Source organism: Vreelandella vilamensis (assembly GCF_031451755.1).
GTDB lineage: Bacteria > Pseudomonadota > Gammaproteobacteria > Pseudomonadales > Halomonadaceae > Vreelandella > Vreelandella vilamensis.
This window is the reverse complement of record NZ_JARWAN010000014.1, coordinates 22,997-43,294: the sequence shown is the minus strand read 5'-3', so window position 1 is coordinate 43,294 and position 20,298 is coordinate 22,997. Positions and strand designations below refer to the sequence as shown.

Sequence of the window (20,298 nt, the reverse complement as noted above, 5' to 3'; positions counted from 1 at the left end):
AAAAAGCGTGGTATATCTGTTAAGCGAATTATATTGATAACGTTTATCTAGTATATAGATATAGGTCAGTTTTTATGCACTTTACCCTGCGTCAGTTGGAAGTCTTCGTCGCGGTGGCACAACACGAAAGCGTCTCCCATGCGGCAAAAACGTTGTCACTCTCGCAATCCGCCGCGAGCACGGCACTGGCTGAGCTGGAGCGCCAGTTTGATTGCTTGCTGCTTGACCGTTTGGGCAAGCGGTTAAAGCTCAATGCGCTGGGGTTTCAGTTGCTCCCCAAGGCGGTGGCGCTTTTGGACCGTGCCGAGGAGGTCGAGGAACTATTGCGCGGCCAGCAGGGGGTTGGCACGCTGGACGTGGGCGCCACGCTGACCATCGGCAACTACCTGGCCACGCTATTGATCAGTGATTTTATGCAGCGCCACCCCGGTAGCCGGGCGCGTTTAGCGGTGCGCAATACGCGGCATATTATCGAAGGAGTGCGCCAGCACACGCTGGATGTTGGGCTGATCGAAGGGTTATGTGACGACGAGCGGATTATTAGCCAGCCGTGGGTGGAAGATGAGCTGTGCGTGTTTTGCTCGCCACGTCACCGGCTTGCCGGGCGTGAGCACCTGGAACTGGATGAGCTTTTGCGCGAAGACTGGATCATGCGCGAGGAGGGGTCCGGCACGCGGCTAACCCTAGAGCAGGCCGCCCGCCACCGACGCGGGCGTTTTAATACCCTGCTAGAGCTTGAGCACACCGAAGGCATTAAGCGGGCGGTGGAATCCGGACTGGGAATTGGCTGTATTTCGCGGCTGGCCCTGCGCGATGCGTTCCGGCGCGGGAGCTTGGTACCGCTCCTCACGCCGGAGCTCGATTTAAAGCGCCAGTTCACCTTTATCTGGCACCGGCACAAGTACCTCACCACCGGGGTGCGCGAGTTCTTGCGCCTGTGCCGTGAGATGACCGCCGGCGCCAAGCGCAGCGATGATATTACGCTGCCGCCGATTCCCTAGCCATGAACACGTCAGTGACAAGAGTCAGCGGCAGTCGCGTTTGCGCGGAGCGCCGAGTGCGGGCGTTGTTGAAGGGGCCGATGAGAGCTTAAAGCGGCTAATCACGCTGGTGAGGTGATCCGCCTGTTCGCGCAGCTGTTCAGCGGCGGTGGTGGACTCTTCGACCATGGCGGCATTTTCTTGGGTCATGCGATCAAGCTCGGCCACGGCGACGTTGACTTGGCTGATGCCATCGCTTTGTTCACCGGCGGCCGAGGTGATCTCTCGAAGCACTTCCGTGACCCGCGCAATATGGCTGACGATTTCGTCCATGGTCGCGCCCGCGTTTTGCACTAACTTGGTGCCATTTTCCACCTTACCTTGCGAGGTTTCGACCAGGCTCTTGATGTCGTTGGCGGCCTCGCTGGAACGGCTCGCCAGATTGCGCACTTCCTCGGCGACAACGGCGAACCCACGGCCGTGCTCGCCCGCGCGCGCGGCCTCCACCGAGGCGTTAAGCGCGAGCAAATTGGTCTGAAATGCAATGCCGTTCATCAGCGTGACGATGTCGCCAATTTTGCCCGAGGATTCGGCGATATCGTCCATGGTGGCAATCACCTGAGACACCGCTTGGCCGCCGCGTTCGGCAACGTCAGAGGCGCCCTGTGAAAGCGTGTTTGCCTCTCGCGCTGATGACGCAGTGTGCTCAACGGTGCTGGTGATCTCTTCCATTGACGCAGAGGTTTGCTGCAGGCTGGACGCAGTGTTGTCGGTACGTCGGGAGAGATCATGGCCGCCGTGGGCAATTTCGGTGGCGGCGTTGTTGACCGCCTCGCTGCTTTGGCGCACGTCGATCAGCACGGCTTCCATGCGCGCCACAAAGCGGTTAAACGCCGCGGCGATTTGGGACACTTCATCGTTGCCGTCTTCGGGCAGTCGCTGGGTCAGGTCGCCCTCGCCCGAGGCAATGCTGTTCATGGCATCGCGCGCGGAAAGCAAGCGGCGTAGCAACAGCTTGAGCAGTAGGCTCAGCACAACCGCGGTTAACGCCGCGACAATCACCAGTGTAATGGTGGTGGTGGTGGCGATGGCGCGAAGACCGGCGGTGGCTTCGTGCTCATCAAGCGCCACAATCAGCTGCCAGCCGCTATCGCCACCGACATTGCCGCCTAGTAGGCGTTTATCGCTGCCTTGAAGCGTTAGTGGCGTAGGCTGTTTGGCGCGGGCTATCGCGCTCAGTTTTTCCGGCGTCAAGGTGTCGCTGATCGCGGTGGCGCGCTCTAAGGTGAGATCCGCATCGGGATGGGCCACCAAGGTGCCGTCTGCCGTGGTCAAGAAGGCGAAGCTTGAATCCGTGGGCGCGATATTCGCCACGATCTCAATGACCTCAGTGATGGTGATGTCGGCGCCGATCACCGCCGTCAGTTCGCCATCGGCGTAGTAGGGGCGGGCAAAAGTGACGACCAAATTGCCGGTTTGAGCATCTACGTAAGGCGCGGTAATGATAGTGTCGCGCTTGGCAACGGCGGCCTTATACCAAGGACGTTCGCGCGGGTCAAAGTTACTCGGGGGCTGCCAGTCGTTAAAAAAGATCGTCTCCCCGGTATCGGCGTAGCCAATATAAGTGGCCATAAAATCGCCGGAAGCGGTGAGCTGGCGCAGGGCGGCGCTGGGGTCGTCGCTCCGGGCGGCTTCATCCATGCTTTCAAGCATGGAACGGCGGGCATTAAACCACTCGTTAAGCGCCTGCGTGTTGCCGTTGACGACCGCGTTGAGGTTGCGGCTCACTTGGGCGTTATTATGATGCTTTACCGTGGAATAACTGACAATGCCATTGACGATAAGGGCGATAGCGACCGCCGCTAGAGCAGCGAGCAGAATGCGGACTCTTAGGGATGTAAACATGGTGGCTCTCAAGATCAGGAGACAAGAAAATGCCGCGCGGGTGCCACGCGGCATTTGCGAATCCTCCTGTCATCGGCAGAGATACGCACTTCTTTAGTTGTAAACGAATAGTTGTAAGTAAATAGTTGTAAACGAATAGTTGTAAGCGAAAAACGATTTATTGTATTAACGCAGGTCGCTAACAGCGTCTTGAATAGCTTTCAGGGAAGACTTGGTTAAGTCTTTTGGTAGCGTATGAATGATGAGCTTTTGCGTCGGCCCATCGAGTTTTTCGCGCAAAAGACCCAAAAATTTGGGCGGCGCCACCAGCACAAGCTTGCTGATCTGATTTTCGGTACGAGCGCTATAAAGGCGTTGGGCGACCTCTTTGGCGAAGAGCTCGTTTTCGTGCTGCGAGGCAGTGCCTTCTTCACCGGCGGAGGAGCGTGAGGTGGTGGACATTGTTTCGTGGACATCGCCGCCGCGGCGGTCGGTGATTAAATCGCCTTCGTGTAAGCGCCCTTCGGCGTGGACTAAACTCCCGTGTTCTTCTAATGTTAGAGCGTCGCGGGTAAAAATACGCGCTCGTGCGGCGTCCGCTACCACGATATAGGTTGTCATCGTACGCATCCTCCTTCTTTTCGCGAGTGCTTGCTTGTCTTTCCACCATGGCAAGCGTTTGTGGTTTGGTCAAATGCAAGTGAGTGTCGCTAATGCAAGTTAACCATGCTGTGCTAGGCTCAGGGCGTTCAACAATGTTGAGAAGTGCGACGATGCCTGTTCCTCTTACCCCAGATGCGCCGCGTTTGCTTAATGCGCTCGCCACCGGCAGCGCGGCGTTATTGCAACGCCGCTTTTGGAGCAACGGGGTTAATCAGTTGTTGCAAGAACTGGGTGAGGCCTCGGGTGTTAGTCGCGTATGGATTTTTCAGCTGCTTGAGCAATCTCCTAGCGGCCTACTCCAGGACTATGTGTTTGAGTGGGCGTCCACGACCGACTATCGCCAGTTGACGCAAAAGCGCTTTCGCTTTTTCTCTATGGCGATTGATGATCCTGAGTACGCCGATATGGTCACGCGCCGCCAGCGCGGTGATGCTCATGCCTGCATTGTCTCGCAACTCTCCCCCGGTCCGCTGCGCGAGAACCTGGAAAGCCAGGCTATTCGCTCCATGGTCACGGTGCCGATCATGGTCAACGGCCAATGGTGGGGCACGCTGGGTTTTGATGACTGTGAGCGCGAAATCGCCTGGGAAGGCTCTGGGCTTCAAGCATTAACCATTGCTGCAGAGCTGATTGCTTCAGCGATCTACCGCCATCAGCTCAATAGCCGCAAGCGGCAGGTCGATCTGCTCCAGCGTGTCGCCGCCTGCGGTGCTTGGGAAGTGAACCCCGCTAGTGGTGCCACCTGGTGCTCTTCAGGGCTATTAGCTTCCCTGGGTTATCCGCAAGATTATGCTCGGCTGCCGCTTCGGCGGCTCTTAGCGCATATCGTGACAGAAGATCGCCTTACGCTATGGGCCCTTTTGCGCCAATGCTGTGGGGTGTGTAACAGCAGCTGCCGTGTCGATGTGCGCTTGATCGACCTGCAAGGAAATACCCGCTGGCACGAACTCGTGATTGAGGCTCATTACGTCTCCTGCGGGCGGCTTGCGGGCATCGCCGGCTTGGCGATTGATATTTCTCAGCGCAAACAAGGCGAGGTGCAAGCGCAAACGGAGGCGGAATTTGACGAGCTCACCGGCGCGCATAATCGGCGGGGCATGGTGCGCTATATTCGCGAACTTTTGGAAAGCCGAAAGTGCCAGCGCCCGTATTTATTGTTGCTGGATATTGATCACTTCAAAATCATTAACGACCGCTATGGTCATCCGGCAGGAGATACCTTGTTGAAAACCCTGGCCAAGCGTCTTGTTGGGGAGCTACGCCCCGATGACTGCCTAGTGCGCTTAGGCGGGGAGGAATTTGCGGTGGTCGTCGGTGAGATGGGAGAAACGCAGGTGCTGCAGCTTGCTGAGCGCCTGCGTTGCTGTATTGCCGAAGACCCGTTTGTGCTCGATGCCCTGCCCGGCATCGGCGGTACGCTGAGTGCTTGCGAGGTGAGCGTACCAATGACGGTCAGCTTGGGCGTGGCCACCATGATGCCGGGTGAGAGTGTCGGCCACTGCCAGTCGATGGCCATCGCCCAAGCGGATCAAGCGCTTTACATCGCCAAAGAAAGCGGCCGTAACCGTGTGGTGGCCTATTGGCAGCGTTAGGCGTTCGTTAGTGCCCCAAAATCTGGCTCAGGAACAGCTGGGTGCGCTCGGACTGCGGGTTGTTGAAAAACGGCTCGGGCGCGTTTTCCTCAATGATTTGCCCCTGGTCCATAAAGATCACCCGGTCGGCGACGGTCTTGGCGAAACCCATTTCGTGGGTCACACAGATCATGGTCATGCCTTCCTCGGCCAGTTCCACCATCACGTCCAGCACTTCTTTGATCATCTCAGGGTCAAGCGCTGACGTGGGTTCGTCGAATAGCATGACGTCCGGGTGCATGCACAGTGAGCGGGCAATCGCCACGCGCTGCTGTTGGCCGCCAGAAAGCTGCCCTGGGTACTTGGTAGCCTGCTCGGCAATACGCACCCGTTCCAGGTACTGCATGGCCAATTCTTCCGCCTCTTTGCGCGGCTTTTTCTGCACCCACATCGGTGCGATACAGCAGTTTTCCAGCACTGATAAATGCGGGAACAGGTTGAAGTGCTGAAACACCATGCCGACGCTGCGGCGAATCTGCTCGATACGCTTCACGTCTTGGGTCAGCGGGACGCCGCCCACGACGATGTCCCCTTTTTGGTGCTCTTCAAGGTGGTTGATACAGCGAATCAGCGTTGATTTACCCGAACCCGAGGGGCCGCACACCACGATACGCTCGCCGCGCTTGACCTCAAGATAGATATCTCGCAGTACGTGAAAATCGCCGAACCACTTATTGACGTTGTGCATCTCGACCATCAGGTCGGCGGTGTTAGTGGCTGCTTGTGTCATGTTGAAGTCCTACTCAAAACCTGGATGTTTAAACGCATCAAAAACGACATTACTGCTTATGACCGGTATTTAGTTTGCGCTCTAAGTACTGGCTGTAGCGCGACATGCTGAAACAGAAAATCCAGAAGACAAACGCGGCAAATACATATCCCTCCAACGAGAAGCCCAGCCAACGCGAGTCGGAAAGCGCCGCTTGCACGATACCCAACAGATCAAACAGCCCAATGATCATCACCAGCGTGGTGTCCTTGAACAGCGAGATAAAGGTGTTGACGATACCGGGAATCATCATCTTCAGCGCCTGCGGCATGACGATCAGCCCCATGCGTTTCCAGTAGGTCATCCCCAACGCGGCCGCTGCTTCATCCTGGCCTTTGGGAATCGCCTGCAAACCGCCGCGAATCACCTCTGCCATATAGGCGCTCTGGAACAGCGTCAAGCCGATCAGCGCACGGATAAGGCGATCAACACTCAGTTCTGTTGGCAAAAATAATGGCAGCATCACTGACGCCATAAACAGGATGGTGATGAGCGGAACACCGCGCCAGAACTCGATGAAGATTACGCAGAAGGTTTTGACAATGGGCATATTGGAGCGTCGCCCAAGCGCCAGTACGATGCCGATGGGCAGCGCGCCAATCATCCCGACACTGGCCAGCAGCAGCGTTAGCATCAAGCCGCCCCAGCGGTGAGTGGAAACCTGCGGCAAATCAAAGTAGCCGCCGTGCAGCAGCACATAGGCGATGACCGGGAAACCTAACAAGGCAAATACGGTTACCCAGCGCTTGAACGGCAGCCGGGGAATCACCATCCAGGCGATAATGCCGGCGAACATGGCAAACACGATATTGGCGCGCCAGTACTCCTCGCTGGGATAAAGGCCATATATAAACTGGGAAAAACGCGCGTTGACGAACACCCAGCAGGCACCCACCCGGGAACAGTCTTCGCGGCTATCGCCCACCCAATCGGCATTGATAAACGCCCATTGAATAGTCGGCACCAGCAGCAGGTAGAGTACATAAAGGCCCAACAGCGTGAATAGGCTATTGATCGGGCCGTTGAACAGGTTACCGCGTAGCCACGCAATGGGCCCAATGGTGCCTTTGGGGGCCGGCTGCTCGGGTATCATGTCTTTGTTGTGAATCATAAGGGTCGCCTCCGGCCTAGCGTTCCACCAGCGCAACGCGAGCGTTGAACCAGTTCATGAACATGGACACCAGCAAGCTGATGATCAGATAAACCGCCATGGTCATGGCAATCACTTCGATGGCCTGACCGGTCTGGTTAAGCGTGGTACCGGCGAAAACCGAGACCAGATCGGGGTAACCGATGGCGGTGGCCAGTGAGGAGTTTTTAATCAGGTTTAGGTATTGGCTGGTGAGCGGCGGAATGATGACGCGCATGGCCTGGGGAATGACCACCAGGCGCAGGACGAGCTTGCGCGGCAAGCTGAGTGCCTGAGCGGCTTCCGTTTGTCCATGCGGGATCGCCTGAATACCCGAACGCACAATTTCGGCAATGAAGGAGGCGGTATAAATGGACAGTGCCAGCCACAGTGCCAAAAATTCGGGAATAATGGTGATACCACCACCGAAATTAAAGCCGCGCAGTACCGGCATTTCCCAGGTAACCGGGACGCCGGTGACCACCAGGATCAGCAACGGAAGGCCGAAAATAAGCACCAGCGACATCCAGAAAACCGGCAGGCGCTTGCCAGTGGCTTCGTGACGTCGTTTATTCCACACAACCAGTGCGATGCTGGCAACAATGGCGACGACAAAGGTGGCGGGAATCAAGCCAAAGCCGGATTCAAACAGCGGTTGGGGAAGATATAGCCCCCGCACGTTCAAAAATATCGCCTCGCCAAACGCCATGCTTTCTCTGGCGCTGGGTAAGGTACGCAGAACGGCGAAGTACCAGAAGAAAATCTGCAACAGCAGGGGGATATTACGAAACGTTTCGATATACGCGTTGGCCAGTTTAGAGATCAGCCAGTTGGGCGATAGCCGTGCGATACCCACGATAAAACCAATAATCGATGCGGCTAATACCCCCAACCCACCGACCAGCAGGGTGTTAAGCAAGCCAATGATAAAGGTGCGCCCGTAGGTGCTTTGGGAAGAGTACTCGATTAGCGTTTGACCAATACCGAAGCCGGCTGTGTTGTTTAAAAAGCCAAAACCAGTGGTGATACCACGGGCATCCAAGTTGGCTTGGGTATTGCCGATAATATAGATCAGAAACGCCACGACGGCGGCGACTAAAATGAGCTGAAAAATAAGCGCGCGCTTCGCGCGGTCTCGCCAAAACGGCGGCTTTTGGCCGACGGGGCGAGCATCGGGTCGTACAGACATGGGTGGCGTCTCCGCGATACACAAGGTCAATCAGATGGCCCGCCTATGCCCTTAAAATAAGGGGCGGCGGGCCAGGGTCAAGCGAGACGCTTAGCGAATCGGCGGTGCGTACTGGAAGCCACCTTCGTTCCACAACGCGTTAACGCCGCGTTCAATTTCCAGCGGGGAGTCCATGCCCACGTTGCGGTCAAAGCTTTCAGCGTAGTTACCCACCTGGCTGACAATGTTGTAAGCCCAGTCAGCGTCAAGGTTCATGCCTTCGCCGTAGTTACCGTCTTGGCCCAACAGGCGCGCGATATTAGGATCGTCGGAGGTCAGCATTTCTTCCGCGTTGTCGCTGGTCACGCCGTATTCTTCGGCATTCAACATGGCAAACAGCGACCATTTGACAATGTTGAACCAAGTGTCATCGCCTTGGCGAACGACGGGGCCGAGCGGCTCTTTGGAAATGACATCCGAGAGGATTACGGAGTCTTGTGGGTTCTCAAGCTGGATACGCAGTGCGGCCAACTGAGAGGTGTCAGAGGTCAGCACGTCGCAACGGCCTGCCTGGTAGCCACCCACGGTCTGTTCCGAGGTATCGAACACGATGGGGTTGAATTCCATGTCGTTGGCACGGAAATAATCGGCCAGGTTCAGTTCGGTGGTCGTACCGGACTGAATACAAATCGACGCACCGTCGAGTTCATCAACGCTGGTAATGCCCAGGTCGCGTGCGACCATAAAGCCTTGGCCGTCGTAAAAGTTAACGCCGGTGAAGTTAAGGCCAAGGGTGGTATCGCGCGTGGTGGTCCAGGTGGTGTTACGTGAAAGAACATCCACTTCCCCCGACTGCAGTGCGGTGAAGCGCTCAACAGCGTTAAGAGAAATAAAGTCTACCGCGTCAGCATCACCAAGTACGGCGGCAGCGACGGCGCGGCAGACGTCAACGTCAAGCCCCTGCCAGTTGCCATCGTCATCCGGTGCCGAAAAGCCCGGCAGGCCGTCGCTGACGCCGCAACGAACGGCACCGTTTTCCTGGGTGTCTTCCAAGGTGTCGGCTTGAGCGGTGGCACCGGCTAACGTAATGGCACCCGTGGAGGCCAGCAGGAATAAGTGTTTCTTGTTCAACATGGTCGTTCCCCTTACTTGGTTTACTGTCGTTATGCATGCAGATGCATGACAATAAAAACTAGCAAGGAATGTGCCAAAGAAGATACGCCGGGAAATTCAGCGGTTTTCAACGTAATATCAGCGATATTGAGGCACGTTTTGCGATAAAACGTGCCTCAGGCGGCTAATTTTTGCACTTTATTGGTGCGTATGCGTGCCGCGTGCGCCCCTGTCTTGACTAGGCAAGGGCGTTGCGCATAAAGGGGGGTAACACGAGTGCGCCGCGATGCGCTTCAGGTGTGTAGTACTGCAGCGGCATGCCGTGGCCTGCGGCAGCCTCTTCGCGAAAGCGATTCACATCGGTCTCTTTACCGGCAAGCGTCACGCTCCACCAGCCGGAAGGGTAGACAGGCTGGGGGAACGGCAGTGTGGCGACGCTATTAAAGCCTGCTTCGCGCATATCATGGCGCAGCTCGCGGATGATGGTAGCGCTATGGTAAAGCGGCGATTCACTTTGTTGCACCATCACGCCGTCGGGAGCGAGGATGCGGTGGCAACGCTTGAGAAAGTCGGTTTTAAATAACCCCTCCGCTGGGCCGACCGGGTCGGTGGAATCAATGATCAGCACATCGATGCTGGCGTCTTCCGCGTTATCCACCCACTTGACGCCATCGGCGAAGAGAAGCTCGGCGCGCGGGTCGTCGTTGGCTTCCACCAGCGACGGGAAGAAACGCTCGGCGGCTTTGGTAACTTCTTCATCGATGTCGATTTGCGTGACGTGCTCAACCCCTGGGTGGCGTAACACCTCTTTTAACGTGCCACAGTCGCCGCCGCCGATAATCACCACGCGCTTGGGGTCTGGGTGAGTAAACAGCGCCGGATGGGCGATCATTTCGTGGTAGAGGAAATTATCGCGCTCGGTCAGCATTACGCAGCCATCCAGCACCATCAGGTTGCCGTAGGTGTCGGTGGCGTACACTTCAAGATGCTGGTAGGGGCTTTGAAAATCGAGCAACTTTTCGCTCACTTTGAGCGAAAAGGCGCTGCCATGGTGGTCAAAGACTTCGGTAAACCATGCGTCATGCGGTAACGGGTTCATTGGGTCGCGATCTCCCGATGATACTGTGGACTGAGGTCATGCAGCGCGTCCATAAAGGCGGTGACGTGATCGGGGTTGGTGAACTGATTGATGCCGTGGCCAAGGTTGAACACATGACCGGGACCGGGGCCGTAGCTCTCCAAAATCCGTGCGACTTCGGCGCGAATGGCGGACGGGCGAGCAAACAGCACGTTGGGGTCAAGGTTGCCCTGTAGCGCTACTTTATGCCCCACGCGGGCACGGGCGTCGGAAAGCTCCGTCGACCAGTCTAGCCCTACGCCGTCTGCGCCTGCACAGGCGATATGCTCCAGCCACTGGCCGCCGTTTTTGGTGAACATAATCACCGGCACACGGCGACCGTCATGCTCGCGAATCAGCCCGGAGACGATTTGCTCCATATAGCGCAGCGAGAATTCAAGGTAGGCCGGGGTGGACAGGGCTCCCCCCCAGGTGTCGAAAATCTGCACCGCTTGCGCGCCCGCGCGAATCTGCGCGTTCAAGTAGTCGGTTACCGCGTGTGCTAGCTTATCGAGCAGCTGGTGCATGGCATCCGGCGTGTCGTAAAGCATGGTTTTGACGTGGCGGAAGTCTTTGCTTGAGCTGCCTTCTACCATGTAGGTCGCGAGAGTCCAGGGGCTACCGGAGAAGCCGATGAGCGGCACGCGGCCGTTGAGTTCGCGGCGAATGGTCGAGACCGCGTTCATGACATAGTCCAAATCACGCTCGGCATCGGGCACTTTCAGCGCGTCCACCTCTTCTGGGGTGCGCACGGTTTTTTTGAATTTAGGCCCCTCGCCGGTAACAAAGTAAAGCCCTAAGTCCATGGCATCGGGAATCGTCAGAATATCCGAGAACAGAATCGCCGCATCCAGCGGGTAGCGCTCAAGCGGCTGCATGGTAACCTCGCAGGCCAGATCCTGGTTACGGCATAGGTCCATAAAGCTACCCGCATCGGCACGGCTGGCGCGATACTCCGGCAGGTAGCGGCCGGCTTGGCGCATCATCCACACGGGCGTGCGGTCGACGGGCTGGCGCGCGAGTGCGCGAAGAAAACGGTCATTGTGAAGGGCTTGAGTCATAAATAGGGGCTCTCGGCGTCGAATGGCTCTTGGGGTAGATATACGATGGTGCCGATTATAGGGCAGCAGGGCCGCCGGATGATATGCCAAGCGCTTATCGGATTCGGCGTTCATCGCGGTAATTGCTGACGGTTCCTGCTAAAATAAGTCACCATTTTGTTAACACGCTTTTCATGTACGGGTGTGCTGATCACCGAGGTAACCTGTGACCATTCGCTTTATTGCCGCTTCCCAGCTGCCCACCCCCTGGGCGACATTTACCATGCACGGCTTCGAAGATGAAGCGACGGGCAAAGATCATATCGCGTTGACGCTCGGTGACGTGACCGGGGATATTCCGGTACTCGGGCGTGTTCACTCGGAGTGTTTAACCGGCGATGCGCTGTTTTCTATGCGCTGTGACTGCGGTTATCAGCTGCAAGAGGCGCTCAAGCGCATTGCCGCGGAAGGGCGTGGCGTGTTGCTTTATTTACGCCAGGAAGGCCGCGGGATTGGCCTTTTGAACAAGATTCGCGCCTACCATTTGCAAGACCAAGGCGCTGATACGGTAGAGGCCAACGAGCGGTTGGGTTTTGGTGCCGATATGCGTCGTTACGACCTTTGCGTGCCGATGCTCGATCACCTGGGGATTACGGCGCTTAAGCTAATGACCAACAACCCGCGCAAGGTCGAAGCCTTAACCCGCGATGGCGTTAACGTTGTTGAGCGTTTACCGATCACCACCGGTTTGAACCCCCACAACGAGCAGTACCTCACCACCAAGGCAGGCAAGCTCGGGCACATGATGGTGCTGGGCGACTTCACTCAGGCAAGCGATGTGGATATCGAACGCAAGGGATGATGGGTCGGTGATGATGGTACGGGGGCGTTAGAGGGGAGTGCCCTGTGATGAACATCGAACGTGAAGAATCATGTGAAGCATTGTGCGAGTTCAGTGATATGGAAGAGCGCCTAAACAGCATTAGTCACGGTATCGGTGCTGTGTTTAGCCTGGTGGGAATGGCGGTACTCTTGGTAGCCGCAAGCGTAGCGAGTCATGTTGACCCGTGGAAGATCGTCAGCTTGAGTCTGTATGGGACGACGCTGATCCTGTTGTATACCGCCTCGACTCTGTACCACGGCATCCCTCATCAGCGCTGGAAGCAGCGCTTTCGGCTGCTGGATCACTGCTCGATTTACCTGCTCATCGCGGGGACATACACCCCCTTTCTGCTTGTTAACATGCGCGGCCCCACGGGCTGGGTACTGTTTGCCGCTGTGTGGTCGCTGGCGCTGGTAGGGATTACCTGTAAACTGCTCTGGCCCGAGCGTTTTGCGGTGCTACGCGTGGTGATCTATCTGCTCATGGGCTGGATGATCGTGCTGGCTTCAGATGAAATGGCGGCGAATCTATCGTCGACCGGCATTGTGCTACTGGCCAGTGGAGGCATCGCCTACACTTTAGGCGTTATCTTTTACGCCGTGCGCGCTATCCCTTTTAATCATGCGATTTGGCATCTGTTCGTGATTGCCGGAAGCGCCTGCCATTACGCGGCTGTTTACAGCGCTGTTTTGCCGCACCCAGCGACGACCTAGTGTTTGCCGGTGACTTAGCCTTCAGCGGCCGCTGTTTCACGCGCAATAGCACGTGCCATCGCCGGGCGCTTGGCGTGGTGTTCGCGGTAGGTGGCAAGCGCCTCCGGCAGACGATTTTTCATTTTTACGGCCCAGCCAAGCGTTTGGGTGAGAAAAATATCTGCCAGCGTAAACGTCTCGCCGACCAAGGTTTCTTGCCCGTTGTGGCGGCGTTCAAGCGCGGCTAGCGCACGCTGAAATTCCCACGCGGCGGTGGGGATCACGGCCGGCACCCGCTTGTCCTGCGACAAGGCAAATTTGTGTTTAGCCTGTGTCCATAACGGCTGCTCGACTTCGGTGATGATAAAGCTCAGCCACTGATCTACCGCTGCGCGCCCGGCAATATCGGCCGGCAGCAGTGCCCCGTTGCCGTAGCGCTCGGCAAGGTAGCGGCAAATTGGCGCCGACTCGAAAAGTGTCACATCGCCATCCTCCAGCACCGGCACCTTGCCATCCGGGTGGCGCGCTAAGTGCGCCGCGGCTTGGCCTTCGCCTTGGTCCAGTGCAACGTGCTGACACTGATAGTCCAGGCCAAGCTCTTCAAGCGTCCAGGCGACCCGCAGCGAGCGAGAGTTGGGGTGGCTGTAAAGGGTGATCATGGCGCCTCCTGCCAAAGATATCGAACGGGTGTCACACGGGGTTATTCCCGCGCTTTGCTGATGCGCTCATAGGCGTTGGCGATCTCGCTGGTGCGCGCCTGCGCCACTTCGCGCATGCTTTCGGGGAGCCCTTTGCCCGCCAGTTTATCTGGGTGGTTTTGGCTCATTAGGCGCCGGTAAGCCTTTTTGATGTCGGCGTCGCTGGCGTCTTCGGAGACGCCAAGCACCTTGTAGGCGTCTTTGAGCGCTTCTTCGCTGGCGCCTTGGGAGTTGGCCGCCGCGCCGTGCAGCATTGCCTCAATTTGCTGCACTTCGGTCTCGCTGCAGCCGACGCCCCGGGCGACGCGCAGCATCATCTCGTGCTCGCTGTCGTGCAGCACGCCATCGGCGGCAATCGCCGATAGCTGAACCTGCAGGAACACCTGGCGCATGACGGGCTGGTGGCGGGTAAGGCGGTTTACGCTGGCAAGCTCGGCGTCCAGGTCGAAGTCGTCAGCGCGGCCGCGTTCAAATGCCGCGCGTGCCCGGTCGCGCTGTTCACCTTGCAGTCGCATCTGGTCGAATAGCTTTTCGGCAATGCCCAGCTCGCCGTCGGTCACTTTACCGTCGGCTTGGCACAAACATCCCATGACCGAAAAAATGGAGTCCAGAAAGCCCTCTTGAAGGCGTTGTCGCGCAATATTCAGGCGGCGTTTGAGGCGTCGCCCTAGCCACCAGCCCAGGCCGCCGCCAATCAATAAACCAAGCGGGCCGCCAATGGCAAGGCCGATCAGCGCAAACACAATAATCAGAAATAACATGGCAGTCTCTAGCGTTGAAAATAATAAAGGTTACGGCAGCCGGGCGCGGATGGCGCGCTCAATCCCCGCGGCATCCAGCTCGCAGTCGAGTAAAAGCTCGGCGGGGGTGCCGTGCTCAACGAAAGCGTCCGGCAGGCCGAGGTTGAGGACTTCGATCTGAACGCCTTCGGCGGCCAGGAGTTCGTTGACCGCGCTGCCGGCGCCCCCGGCAATCACGTTTTCTTCCAGCGTGACCAAAAGCTCGTGTTCATCGGCGGCGTGAAGTACCGCGTCGCGGTCGAGCGGTTTGATCGAGCGCATGTTGATGTGCGTGGCGTTCAATCGATCGGCAGCGTCAGCGGCGGGTCCGTTGAGGCTGCCGAAAGCAAGTAGTGCAATGCGCATGCCCTCGCCACCCTGGGCGCTGCGGCGGATTTCGGCCTGGCCGATGGGCAATGGCTCAAGGTGCGCGGGGATCTCTACACCGGGGCCGGTGCCGCGCGGGTAACGCACCGCTGCCGGGCCAGGATGATGATAAGCCGCGCTTAGCATGGCGCGGCACTCGGCTTCGTCCGCCGGCGCTAAAATCACCATGCCGGGCACGCAGCGCAGAAATGAAAGGTCCATGCTGCCGTGATGGGTGGGACCGTCTTCGCCCACCAACCCAGCGCGGTCGATGGCAAACGTCACGTCGAGCGCTTGCACGGCGACGTCGTGAATCAGCTGATCATAGCCGCGCTGCAAAAAGGTCGAGTAGATCGCCACGACGGGCTTCATGTGCTCGCAGGCCATGCCAGCGGCGAGTGTCACCGCGTGCTGCTCGGCAATCGCCACGTCAAAGTAGCGCTCGGGGTATTGCTGGGAGAAACGCACCAGGTCGGAGCCCTCGCGCATCGCCGGGGTAATCCCCATCAAGCGGCTATCCGCGGCCGCCATGTCGCACAGCCAGTCGCCGAAAACGTTGCAATATTTCTTTTTAGGAACTGAGTTTTTAGGAGCAGAAGAGGCTGGCGCCGGCGCGGTAACGGTTTTCGTCGTCAACGGTTCGGTTTTTTCCAGCTTGGTAATCGCGTGGTAGCCAATTTGATCGGCCTCGGCAGGAAGAAAGCCTTTGCCCTTGACCGTCTTGATATGCAAAAACTGCGGGCCATCAAGCTCGCTTAAATGGGTCAGCGCCTGGGTAAGCGAGTCCAGGTCGTGGCCGTCGATGGGGCCAACGTAGTGAAAGCCCATCTCCTCAAACAGGGTGGCGGGGCTGACCATGCCTTTCATGTGCTCTTCGGTGCGGCGCGCCAGCTCCAAGGCGCCGGGCAGGTGAGAGAGTACCTTTTTGCCCTCTTCACGCATCTTAAGGTACGGCTTGCTGGACAACATCCGCGCCAGATACGTTGCCATGCCGCCGACGTTCTCGGAGATCGACATCTCGTTGTCGTTGAGGATCACGAGCATGTTGGCGTCGACGTGCCCGGCGTGGGCCAACGCCTCAAACGCCATGCCCGCGCTGAGCGCACCGTCGCCGATCACCGCGCAAACGCGGCGGTTTTCGCCTTGCGCTTTGGCCGCCAGCGCCATCCCCAGCGCGGCGGAAATCGAGGTGCTCGAATGGCCGACGCCGAAGGTGTCGTACGCGGATTCGGCGCGGCGCGGAAACGCCGCCAGCCCGCCTTGCTGGCGAATGCCGAGCATCGCGTCGCGCCGCCCGGTCAACACCTTGTGCGGGTAAGCCTGATGGCCCACGTCCCATACCAACCGGTCGTGGGGGGTGTGAAAAACGTGGTGTAGCGCCACCGTCAGTTCCACCACACCCAATCCGGCACCGAAGTGACCGCCGGAAACGCCGACGCTATAGAGCAAATAGGCGCGCAGTTCGTCGGCGAGCTCTTTAAGCTGCGCCACGTTCATGGCCCGCAGCGGTGCGGGATGATCAAAAGAGTCGAGCATCGGCGTGGCCGGGCGCTCGCGGGGAATCTCGTCGAACAGCTTCATGGGCACTCGTCTATCAGAAGCGCTAGTGGTCGCGCTCGATCATATAATGGGCTAAATCGGCCAGCGGTACGGCGTTCTCGCCCAGCGGGGCAAGCGCGGCGATGGCCTCGTCAATTAGGGTCTGGGCTTTAAGCTGTGCGTTCTCAAGCCCGAGCAAACCGGGGTAGGTGGGCTTTTCCCGGGCCGCATCGGCGCCGGAGGTTTTACCCAGCGTCGCCGTATCGCCGATAACATCCAATACGTCGTCGTGAATTTGAAAGGCGAGACCAATCGCGCGCGCGTAGCGAGATAGCGCCTCCAGGCGCGGGTCGGTCTCGGCCACTGCGACCAAACCGCCCAAGCGCACGGCGGCCTCGATCAGCGCGCCGGTTTTGTGTGCGTGCATGTGCGCCAGGGCGTCAACGTCCGGGTGGCCGCCCACGGCGTCCAAATCCAACGCTTGGCCGGCCACCATGCCATCACGACCGGAGGCGGTCGCCAGCGTGCGCACAAGGCTGCCTAAACGCGGGTGGGGCGTATTGGCCAGCACCTCAAACGCTAACGTCTGCAGCGCATCGCCGGCAAGAATCGCGGTGGCTTCGTCATAGACGATATGGACGGTGGGCTGGCCGCGACGCAAGTCGTCATCGTCCATTGCCGGCAGGTCATCGTGAATTAGCGAGTAGGCGTGGATCAGCTCAATCGCTGCCGCTGGGGCATCGAGTGCTTCATCATCGGCGCCTAGGGCGCGGCCCGCAAGGTAAACCAGAAGCGGGCGCAGACGCTTACCGCCGACCAGTAGGCCGTGGCGCATGGCCGCTTCTAACCGTGGGGCGGTGGCCGGACGCGCCTCAAACAGTGCGGAAAGCGTGGCATCGACGCGGGCATTGCTCGCGTGACGCAAGGTTTCCAGAACGGGCGTTTGAGTGGCTACCATGGCGGCGTCTCCTCGCCGGTGGCGTCATCGTCTGGCGCGTTAAACGGTGTGACCGCCAGCCGGCCGTCGCCATCCTCGCTTAGCGCGCGCACTTTCAGTTCGGCGTTATCCAGGCGGTTTTGTGCCTCGCGGGTGAGGCGCACGCCTTGTTCAAACGCCGTGAGCGAATCCTCAAGCGACAGTGCGCCTGATTCCAACCGCTCGATGAGCGCTTCTAGCTGCTCAACCGTGGCCGCAAAGTCCTGCTTGGGAGCGCCCTGTTCGGGATCGTCCTGCGGGGAGGAAGGTGTCATGTCTCAAAGTCCACGTTTGTTTACGACCAGTGTCATGGAAAATGGCCGCTCAGTATACACCGACCACCCCCCGGCGCGTCTGCCCGGGTTTGGACGAATGTCGTTAAATAGGCGGGTGGATGCATCGCGTTCATGCCAAGCGCGTAGACTTTTCATCCGTGCCGCCCGGCGCGAGCGCCGTGGCTATGCTAGTATACGGGCCTTTCGTGAACCGATACACGGCGCAAGCGCCGACCAATGAGGTTGATTCAGCCATGGCTAAAACGTCCCTGGACAAGAGCAAGATCAAGATCCTGCTACTCGAGGGCGTCCACCAAAGCGCGGTGGACAATTTTCATAACGCAGGTTACGAGAACATCGAGCACCTGCCGACATCGTTAGATGAAGACGCGCTGATCGAGAAGATTCGCGACGTTCACTTCATCGGCATTCGCTCACGCACTCAGCTCACCGAGCGTGTGTTTGCGGCGGCGGAGAAACTCGTTGGTGTTGGCTGTTTCTGTATCGGGACCAACCAGGTCGACCTTGATGCGGCGCTCAAGCGCGGTATTGCGGTCTTTAACGCGCCTTACTCCAACACCCGTTCGGTGGCCGAGCTGGTGCTGGCCGAAGCGATCATGTTGCTGCGCGGTATCCCCGAAAAGAATGCCCGCGCTCATGAAGGCGGCTGGCTGAAATCAGCCAAAAACTCTCACGAAGCGCGCAGCAAAACGCTGGGGATCGTGGGTTACGGCAACATCGGCGCGCAGCTTTCCGTGCTGGCGGAGTCGCTCGGCTTCAACGTGATTTATTACGATGTCATTTCAAAACTGGGCATGGGTAACGCGTCCCAGGTCGGCAGTCTTGAAGAACTTCTGACGCGCGCCGATGTGGTGAGCCTGCACGTGCCGGACTTACCCTCGACCCGCTGGATGATCGGCGAGAAAGAGATCGCGGCGATGAAACCGGGGGCGATTTTACTCAATGCCTCGCGCGGCAGCGTGGTGGAAATTGAACCGCTGGCCGAAGCGCTAAAAGCCGGCAAGCTCAACGGCGCGGCGATCGACGTCTTTCCGGTCGAGCCGAAAGGCAACGACGAAGAGTTCGAAAGCCCGCTGCGCGGTCTGCCCAACGTGATTTTGACCCCGCACATTGGTGGCTCGACGTTGGAAGCGCAGGAGAACATCGGCATCGAAGTCTCCGAGAAGCTGATCACCTACTCCGATAACGGTACCACTGTGACCTCGGTGAATTTCCCCGAGGTGGCGCTGCCGGCGCATCCGGATAAACACCGTTTGCTGCATATCCACGATAACGTGCCGGGTGTGCTCTCCGAGATTAACCGCGTGCTGTCGGAAAACGGCATCAACATCTCTGGGCAGTACCTGCAGACCAACGAAAAAGTCGGCTACGTGGTCATCGACGTGGACAAAGCCTACGGCCCGCAGGCGCTTGAAGCCTTGAAGAAAGTCACGCACACGCTGAAAATTCGCGTACTTTATTCGGCGCAAAATAGCTAGCTTGGCGCAAAACGGCTCAACGCTTAGTCTTTTTTGTTGTCGTATTCGACGCCCCGCTGATGTGGGGCGTCGTCGTTGTTAATGGTCCGCCCTTTACGGGGGCGACAACCAGGAGTTTTACATGCCACACCCCACCGAAGCGTCGCCCATAGTGGTCGCGGCGATGTACAAATTTGTCACGCTCGATGACTTTGAAGCGCTGCGCGAGCCGCTGCGCCAAACCATGCTGGATAACGGCGTCAAAGGCACGCTGCTGTTGGCAAAAGAAGGCATTAACGGCACCGTCGCGGGGTCTCGCACGGGGGTGGAGGCGCTGCTTACCTGGCTTACCGCCGACCCACGCTTGCGTGATATTCCCCATAACGCGGCGCATTATAAAGAGTCGTACTGCGACGAGATGCCCTTTTACCGCACCAAGGTCAAACTCAAAAAAGAGATCGTGACGCTTGGCGTGCCGGGGATCGATCCTAACGATACGGTCGGCACCTACGTCGAGCCCGAAGAGTGGAACGACGTCATTGCCGACCCAGAAGTGCTGGTGATTGATACCCGCAACGATTACGAGGTCGACATCGGCAGCTTTGAAGGCGCGATTGACCCCAAAACGGCGACGTTCCGCGAATTCCCCGATTACGTGCGCGCGCATTATGATCCCACCCGGCACAAAAAAGTCGCCATGTTTTGCACCGGCGGCATTCGCTGCGAAAAAGCCTCCAGCTTTATGCTCAAAGAGGGCTTTGACGAGGTGTATCACTTGAAAGGCGGCGTGCTGAACTACCTGGAAAAAGTCCCGGAAGAACAGTCATTGTGGCGCGGCGAATGCTTTGTGTTTGATAACCGCGTCACTGTGCGCCACGATTTAAGCGAAGGCGAATTTGAGCAGTGCCACGCCTGCCGTCGGCCGATTTCTGCTGAGGACATGCGCTCGCCGGATTACGAACCGGGCATCAGTTGCCCGCACTGCATTGATTCGCTGCCGGAAAAAACCCGTGCGGCGGCGCGTGAGCGCCAACGCCAGATTGAGTTAGCCATCGCGCGCGGCAAGCCGCACCCCCTTGGGCGCGACCCGCGCGATGCTAAGCGATAGGAGAGAGAAC

The 20,298-nt window shown here is 58.2% G+C and carries 19 protein-coding genes; 6 read left to right on the top strand and 13 right to left on the bottom strand.

Features of this window, described 5'->3' with window-relative positions; genetic code table 11:
* Window positions 1-74 precede the first annotated feature (74 nt).
* The gene (locus tag QC823_RS09730; RefSeq protein WP_309656152.1) at window positions 75-1,001 is read left to right on the top strand and encodes a LysR family transcriptional regulator; all 927 of its coding nucleotides are present in this window, start codon (window positions 75-77) and stop codon (window positions 999-1,001) included.
* Window positions 1,002-1,025: 24 nt separating this feature from the next.
* Here the strand turns inward: QC823_RS09730 and QC823_RS09725 are convergent, their stop codons facing one another.
* Both QC823_RS09725 and QC823_RS09720 read right to left on the bottom strand, forming a co-directional pair.
* A complete protein-coding gene (locus tag QC823_RS09725) occupies window positions 1,026-2,885 on the bottom strand; it encodes a methyl-accepting chemotaxis protein (RefSeq protein WP_309656151.1) in 1,860 nt (619 codons plus the stop codon).
* 165 nt (window positions 2,886-3,050) lie between these two features.
* Entirely contained in the window at window positions 3,051-3,485 is a 435-nt protein-coding gene (locus QC823_RS09720; RefSeq protein ID WP_309656150.1) for a host attachment protein, read from the bottom strand.
* Between the two features lie 152 nt (window positions 3,486-3,637).
* Here QC823_RS09720 and QC823_RS09715 point away from each other — a divergent pair, with 152 nt between their 5' ends.
* Window positions 3,638-5,119: a sensor domain-containing diguanylate cyclase gene (locus tag QC823_RS09715; protein WP_309656149.1), complete on the top strand. Its 1,482-nt coding sequence runs from the start codon at window positions 3,638-3,640 to the stop codon at window positions 5,117-5,119.
* 7 nt (window positions 5,120-5,126) lie between these two features.
* Here the strand turns inward: QC823_RS09715 and QC823_RS09710 are convergent, their stop codons facing one another.
* From QC823_RS09710 to hemE, 6 genes are all read right to left on the bottom strand, one after another.
* Complete coding sequence (locus QC823_RS09710; protein ID WP_309656148.1) at window positions 5,127-5,888, bottom strand: amino acid ABC transporter ATP-binding protein; 762 nt, start codon at window positions 5,886-5,888, stop codon at window positions 5,127-5,129.
* A gap of 49 nt (window positions 5,889-5,937) precedes the next feature.
* The gene (locus tag QC823_RS09705) at window positions 5,938-7,038 is read right to left on the bottom strand and encodes an amino acid ABC transporter permease (RefSeq protein WP_309656147.1); all 1,101 of its coding nucleotides are present in this window, start codon (window positions 7,036-7,038) and stop codon (window positions 5,938-5,940) included.
* A gap of 16 nt (window positions 7,039-7,054) precedes the next feature.
* Window positions 7,055-8,245 carry an amino acid ABC transporter permease gene (locus QC823_RS09700; RefSeq protein ID WP_309656146.1) on the bottom strand — a complete coding sequence of 397 codons (1,191 nt, stop codon included), beginning with the start codon at window positions 8,243-8,245 and terminating at the stop codon, window positions 7,055-7,057.
* Between the two features lie 90 nt (window positions 8,246-8,335).
* Window positions 8,336-9,358 (bottom strand): amino acid ABC transporter substrate-binding protein, encoded by a 1,023-nt coding sequence (locus tag QC823_RS09695; RefSeq protein ID WP_309656145.1) that lies wholly within the window; start codon window positions 9,356-9,358, stop codon window positions 8,336-8,338.
* 217 nt (window positions 9,359-9,575) lie between these two features.
* Window positions 9,576-10,436, bottom strand: coding sequence for a polyamine aminopropyltransferase (gene speE, locus QC823_RS09690; RefSeq protein ID WP_309656144.1), 861 nt, complete (start codon window positions 10,434-10,436; stop codon window positions 9,576-9,578).
* Window positions 10,433-11,515 (bottom strand): uroporphyrinogen decarboxylase, encoded by a 1,083-nt coding sequence (gene hemE, locus QC823_RS09685; protein ID WP_309656143.1) that lies wholly within the window; start codon window positions 11,513-11,515, stop codon window positions 10,433-10,435. Before hemE ends, speE begins: the two co-directional genes overlap by 4 nt.
* A gap of 205 nt (window positions 11,516-11,720) precedes the next feature.
* On the opposite strand from hemE, the gene ribA reads away from it, so the two are divergent.
* Together ribA and trhA are read left to right on the top strand one after the other, a co-directional pair.
* A complete protein-coding gene (gene ribA / locus QC823_RS09680; RefSeq protein ID WP_309656142.1) occupies window positions 11,721-12,356 on the top strand; it encodes a GTP cyclohydrolase II in 636 nt (211 codons plus the stop codon).
* Between the two features lie 47 nt (window positions 12,357-12,403).
* Window positions 12,404-13,090 carry a PAQR family membrane homeostasis protein TrhA gene (gene trhA / locus QC823_RS09675; protein WP_309656141.1) on the top strand — a complete coding sequence of 229 codons (687 nt, stop codon included), beginning with the start codon at window positions 12,404-12,406 and terminating at the stop codon, window positions 13,088-13,090.
* A gap of 14 nt (window positions 13,091-13,104) precedes the next feature.
* On the opposite strand, the gene QC823_RS09670 is transcribed toward trhA, so the two are convergent.
* Genes QC823_RS09670 through QC823_RS09650 form a run of 5 tightly spaced genes read right to left on the bottom strand, consistent with a single transcriptional unit; the run spans window position 13,105 to window position 17,702 of the window.
* A complete protein-coding gene (locus tag QC823_RS09670; protein WP_309656140.1) occupies window positions 13,105-13,728 on the bottom strand; it encodes a glutathione S-transferase family protein in 624 nt (207 codons plus the stop codon).
* A 41-nt stretch (window positions 13,729-13,769) separates the two neighbouring features.
* Window positions 13,770-14,528 carry a co-chaperone DjlA gene (djlA, locus tag QC823_RS09665; protein ID WP_309656139.1) on the bottom strand — a complete coding sequence of 253 codons (759 nt, stop codon included), beginning with the start codon at window positions 14,526-14,528 and terminating at the stop codon, window positions 13,770-13,772.
* Between the two features lie 30 nt (window positions 14,529-14,558).
* Entirely contained in the window at window positions 14,559-16,493 is a 1,935-nt protein-coding gene (gene dxs, locus QC823_RS09660; protein WP_309656138.1) for a 1-deoxy-D-xylulose-5-phosphate synthase, read from the bottom strand.
* 22 nt (window positions 16,494-16,515) lie between these two features.
* Window positions 16,516-17,409, bottom strand: coding sequence for a (2E,6E)-farnesyl diphosphate synthase (ispA, locus tag QC823_RS09655; protein ID WP_309656137.1), 894 nt, complete (start codon window positions 17,407-17,409; stop codon window positions 16,516-16,518).
* Entirely contained in the window at window positions 17,403-17,702 is a 300-nt protein-coding gene (locus QC823_RS09650) for an exodeoxyribonuclease VII small subunit (protein WP_309656136.1), read from the bottom strand. Before QC823_RS09650 ends, ispA begins: the two co-directional genes overlap by 7 nt.
* 254 nt (window positions 17,703-17,956) lie before the next feature.
* Between QC823_RS09650 and serA the strand changes: the two genes are divergently transcribed.
* Window positions 17,957-19,201, top strand: a complete 1,245-nt coding sequence (serA, locus tag QC823_RS09645; RefSeq protein WP_309656135.1) for a phosphoglycerate dehydrogenase — start codon at window positions 17,957-17,959, stop codon at window positions 19,199-19,201.
* Between the two features lie 121 nt (window positions 19,202-19,322).
* Window positions 19,323-20,288 carry an oxygen-dependent tRNA uridine(34) hydroxylase TrhO gene (gene trhO, locus QC823_RS09640; RefSeq protein WP_309656134.1) on the top strand — a complete coding sequence of 322 codons (966 nt, stop codon included), beginning with the start codon at window positions 19,323-19,325 and terminating at the stop codon, window positions 20,286-20,288.
* The last annotated feature ends 10 nt before the right edge of the window (window positions 20,289-20,298 follow it).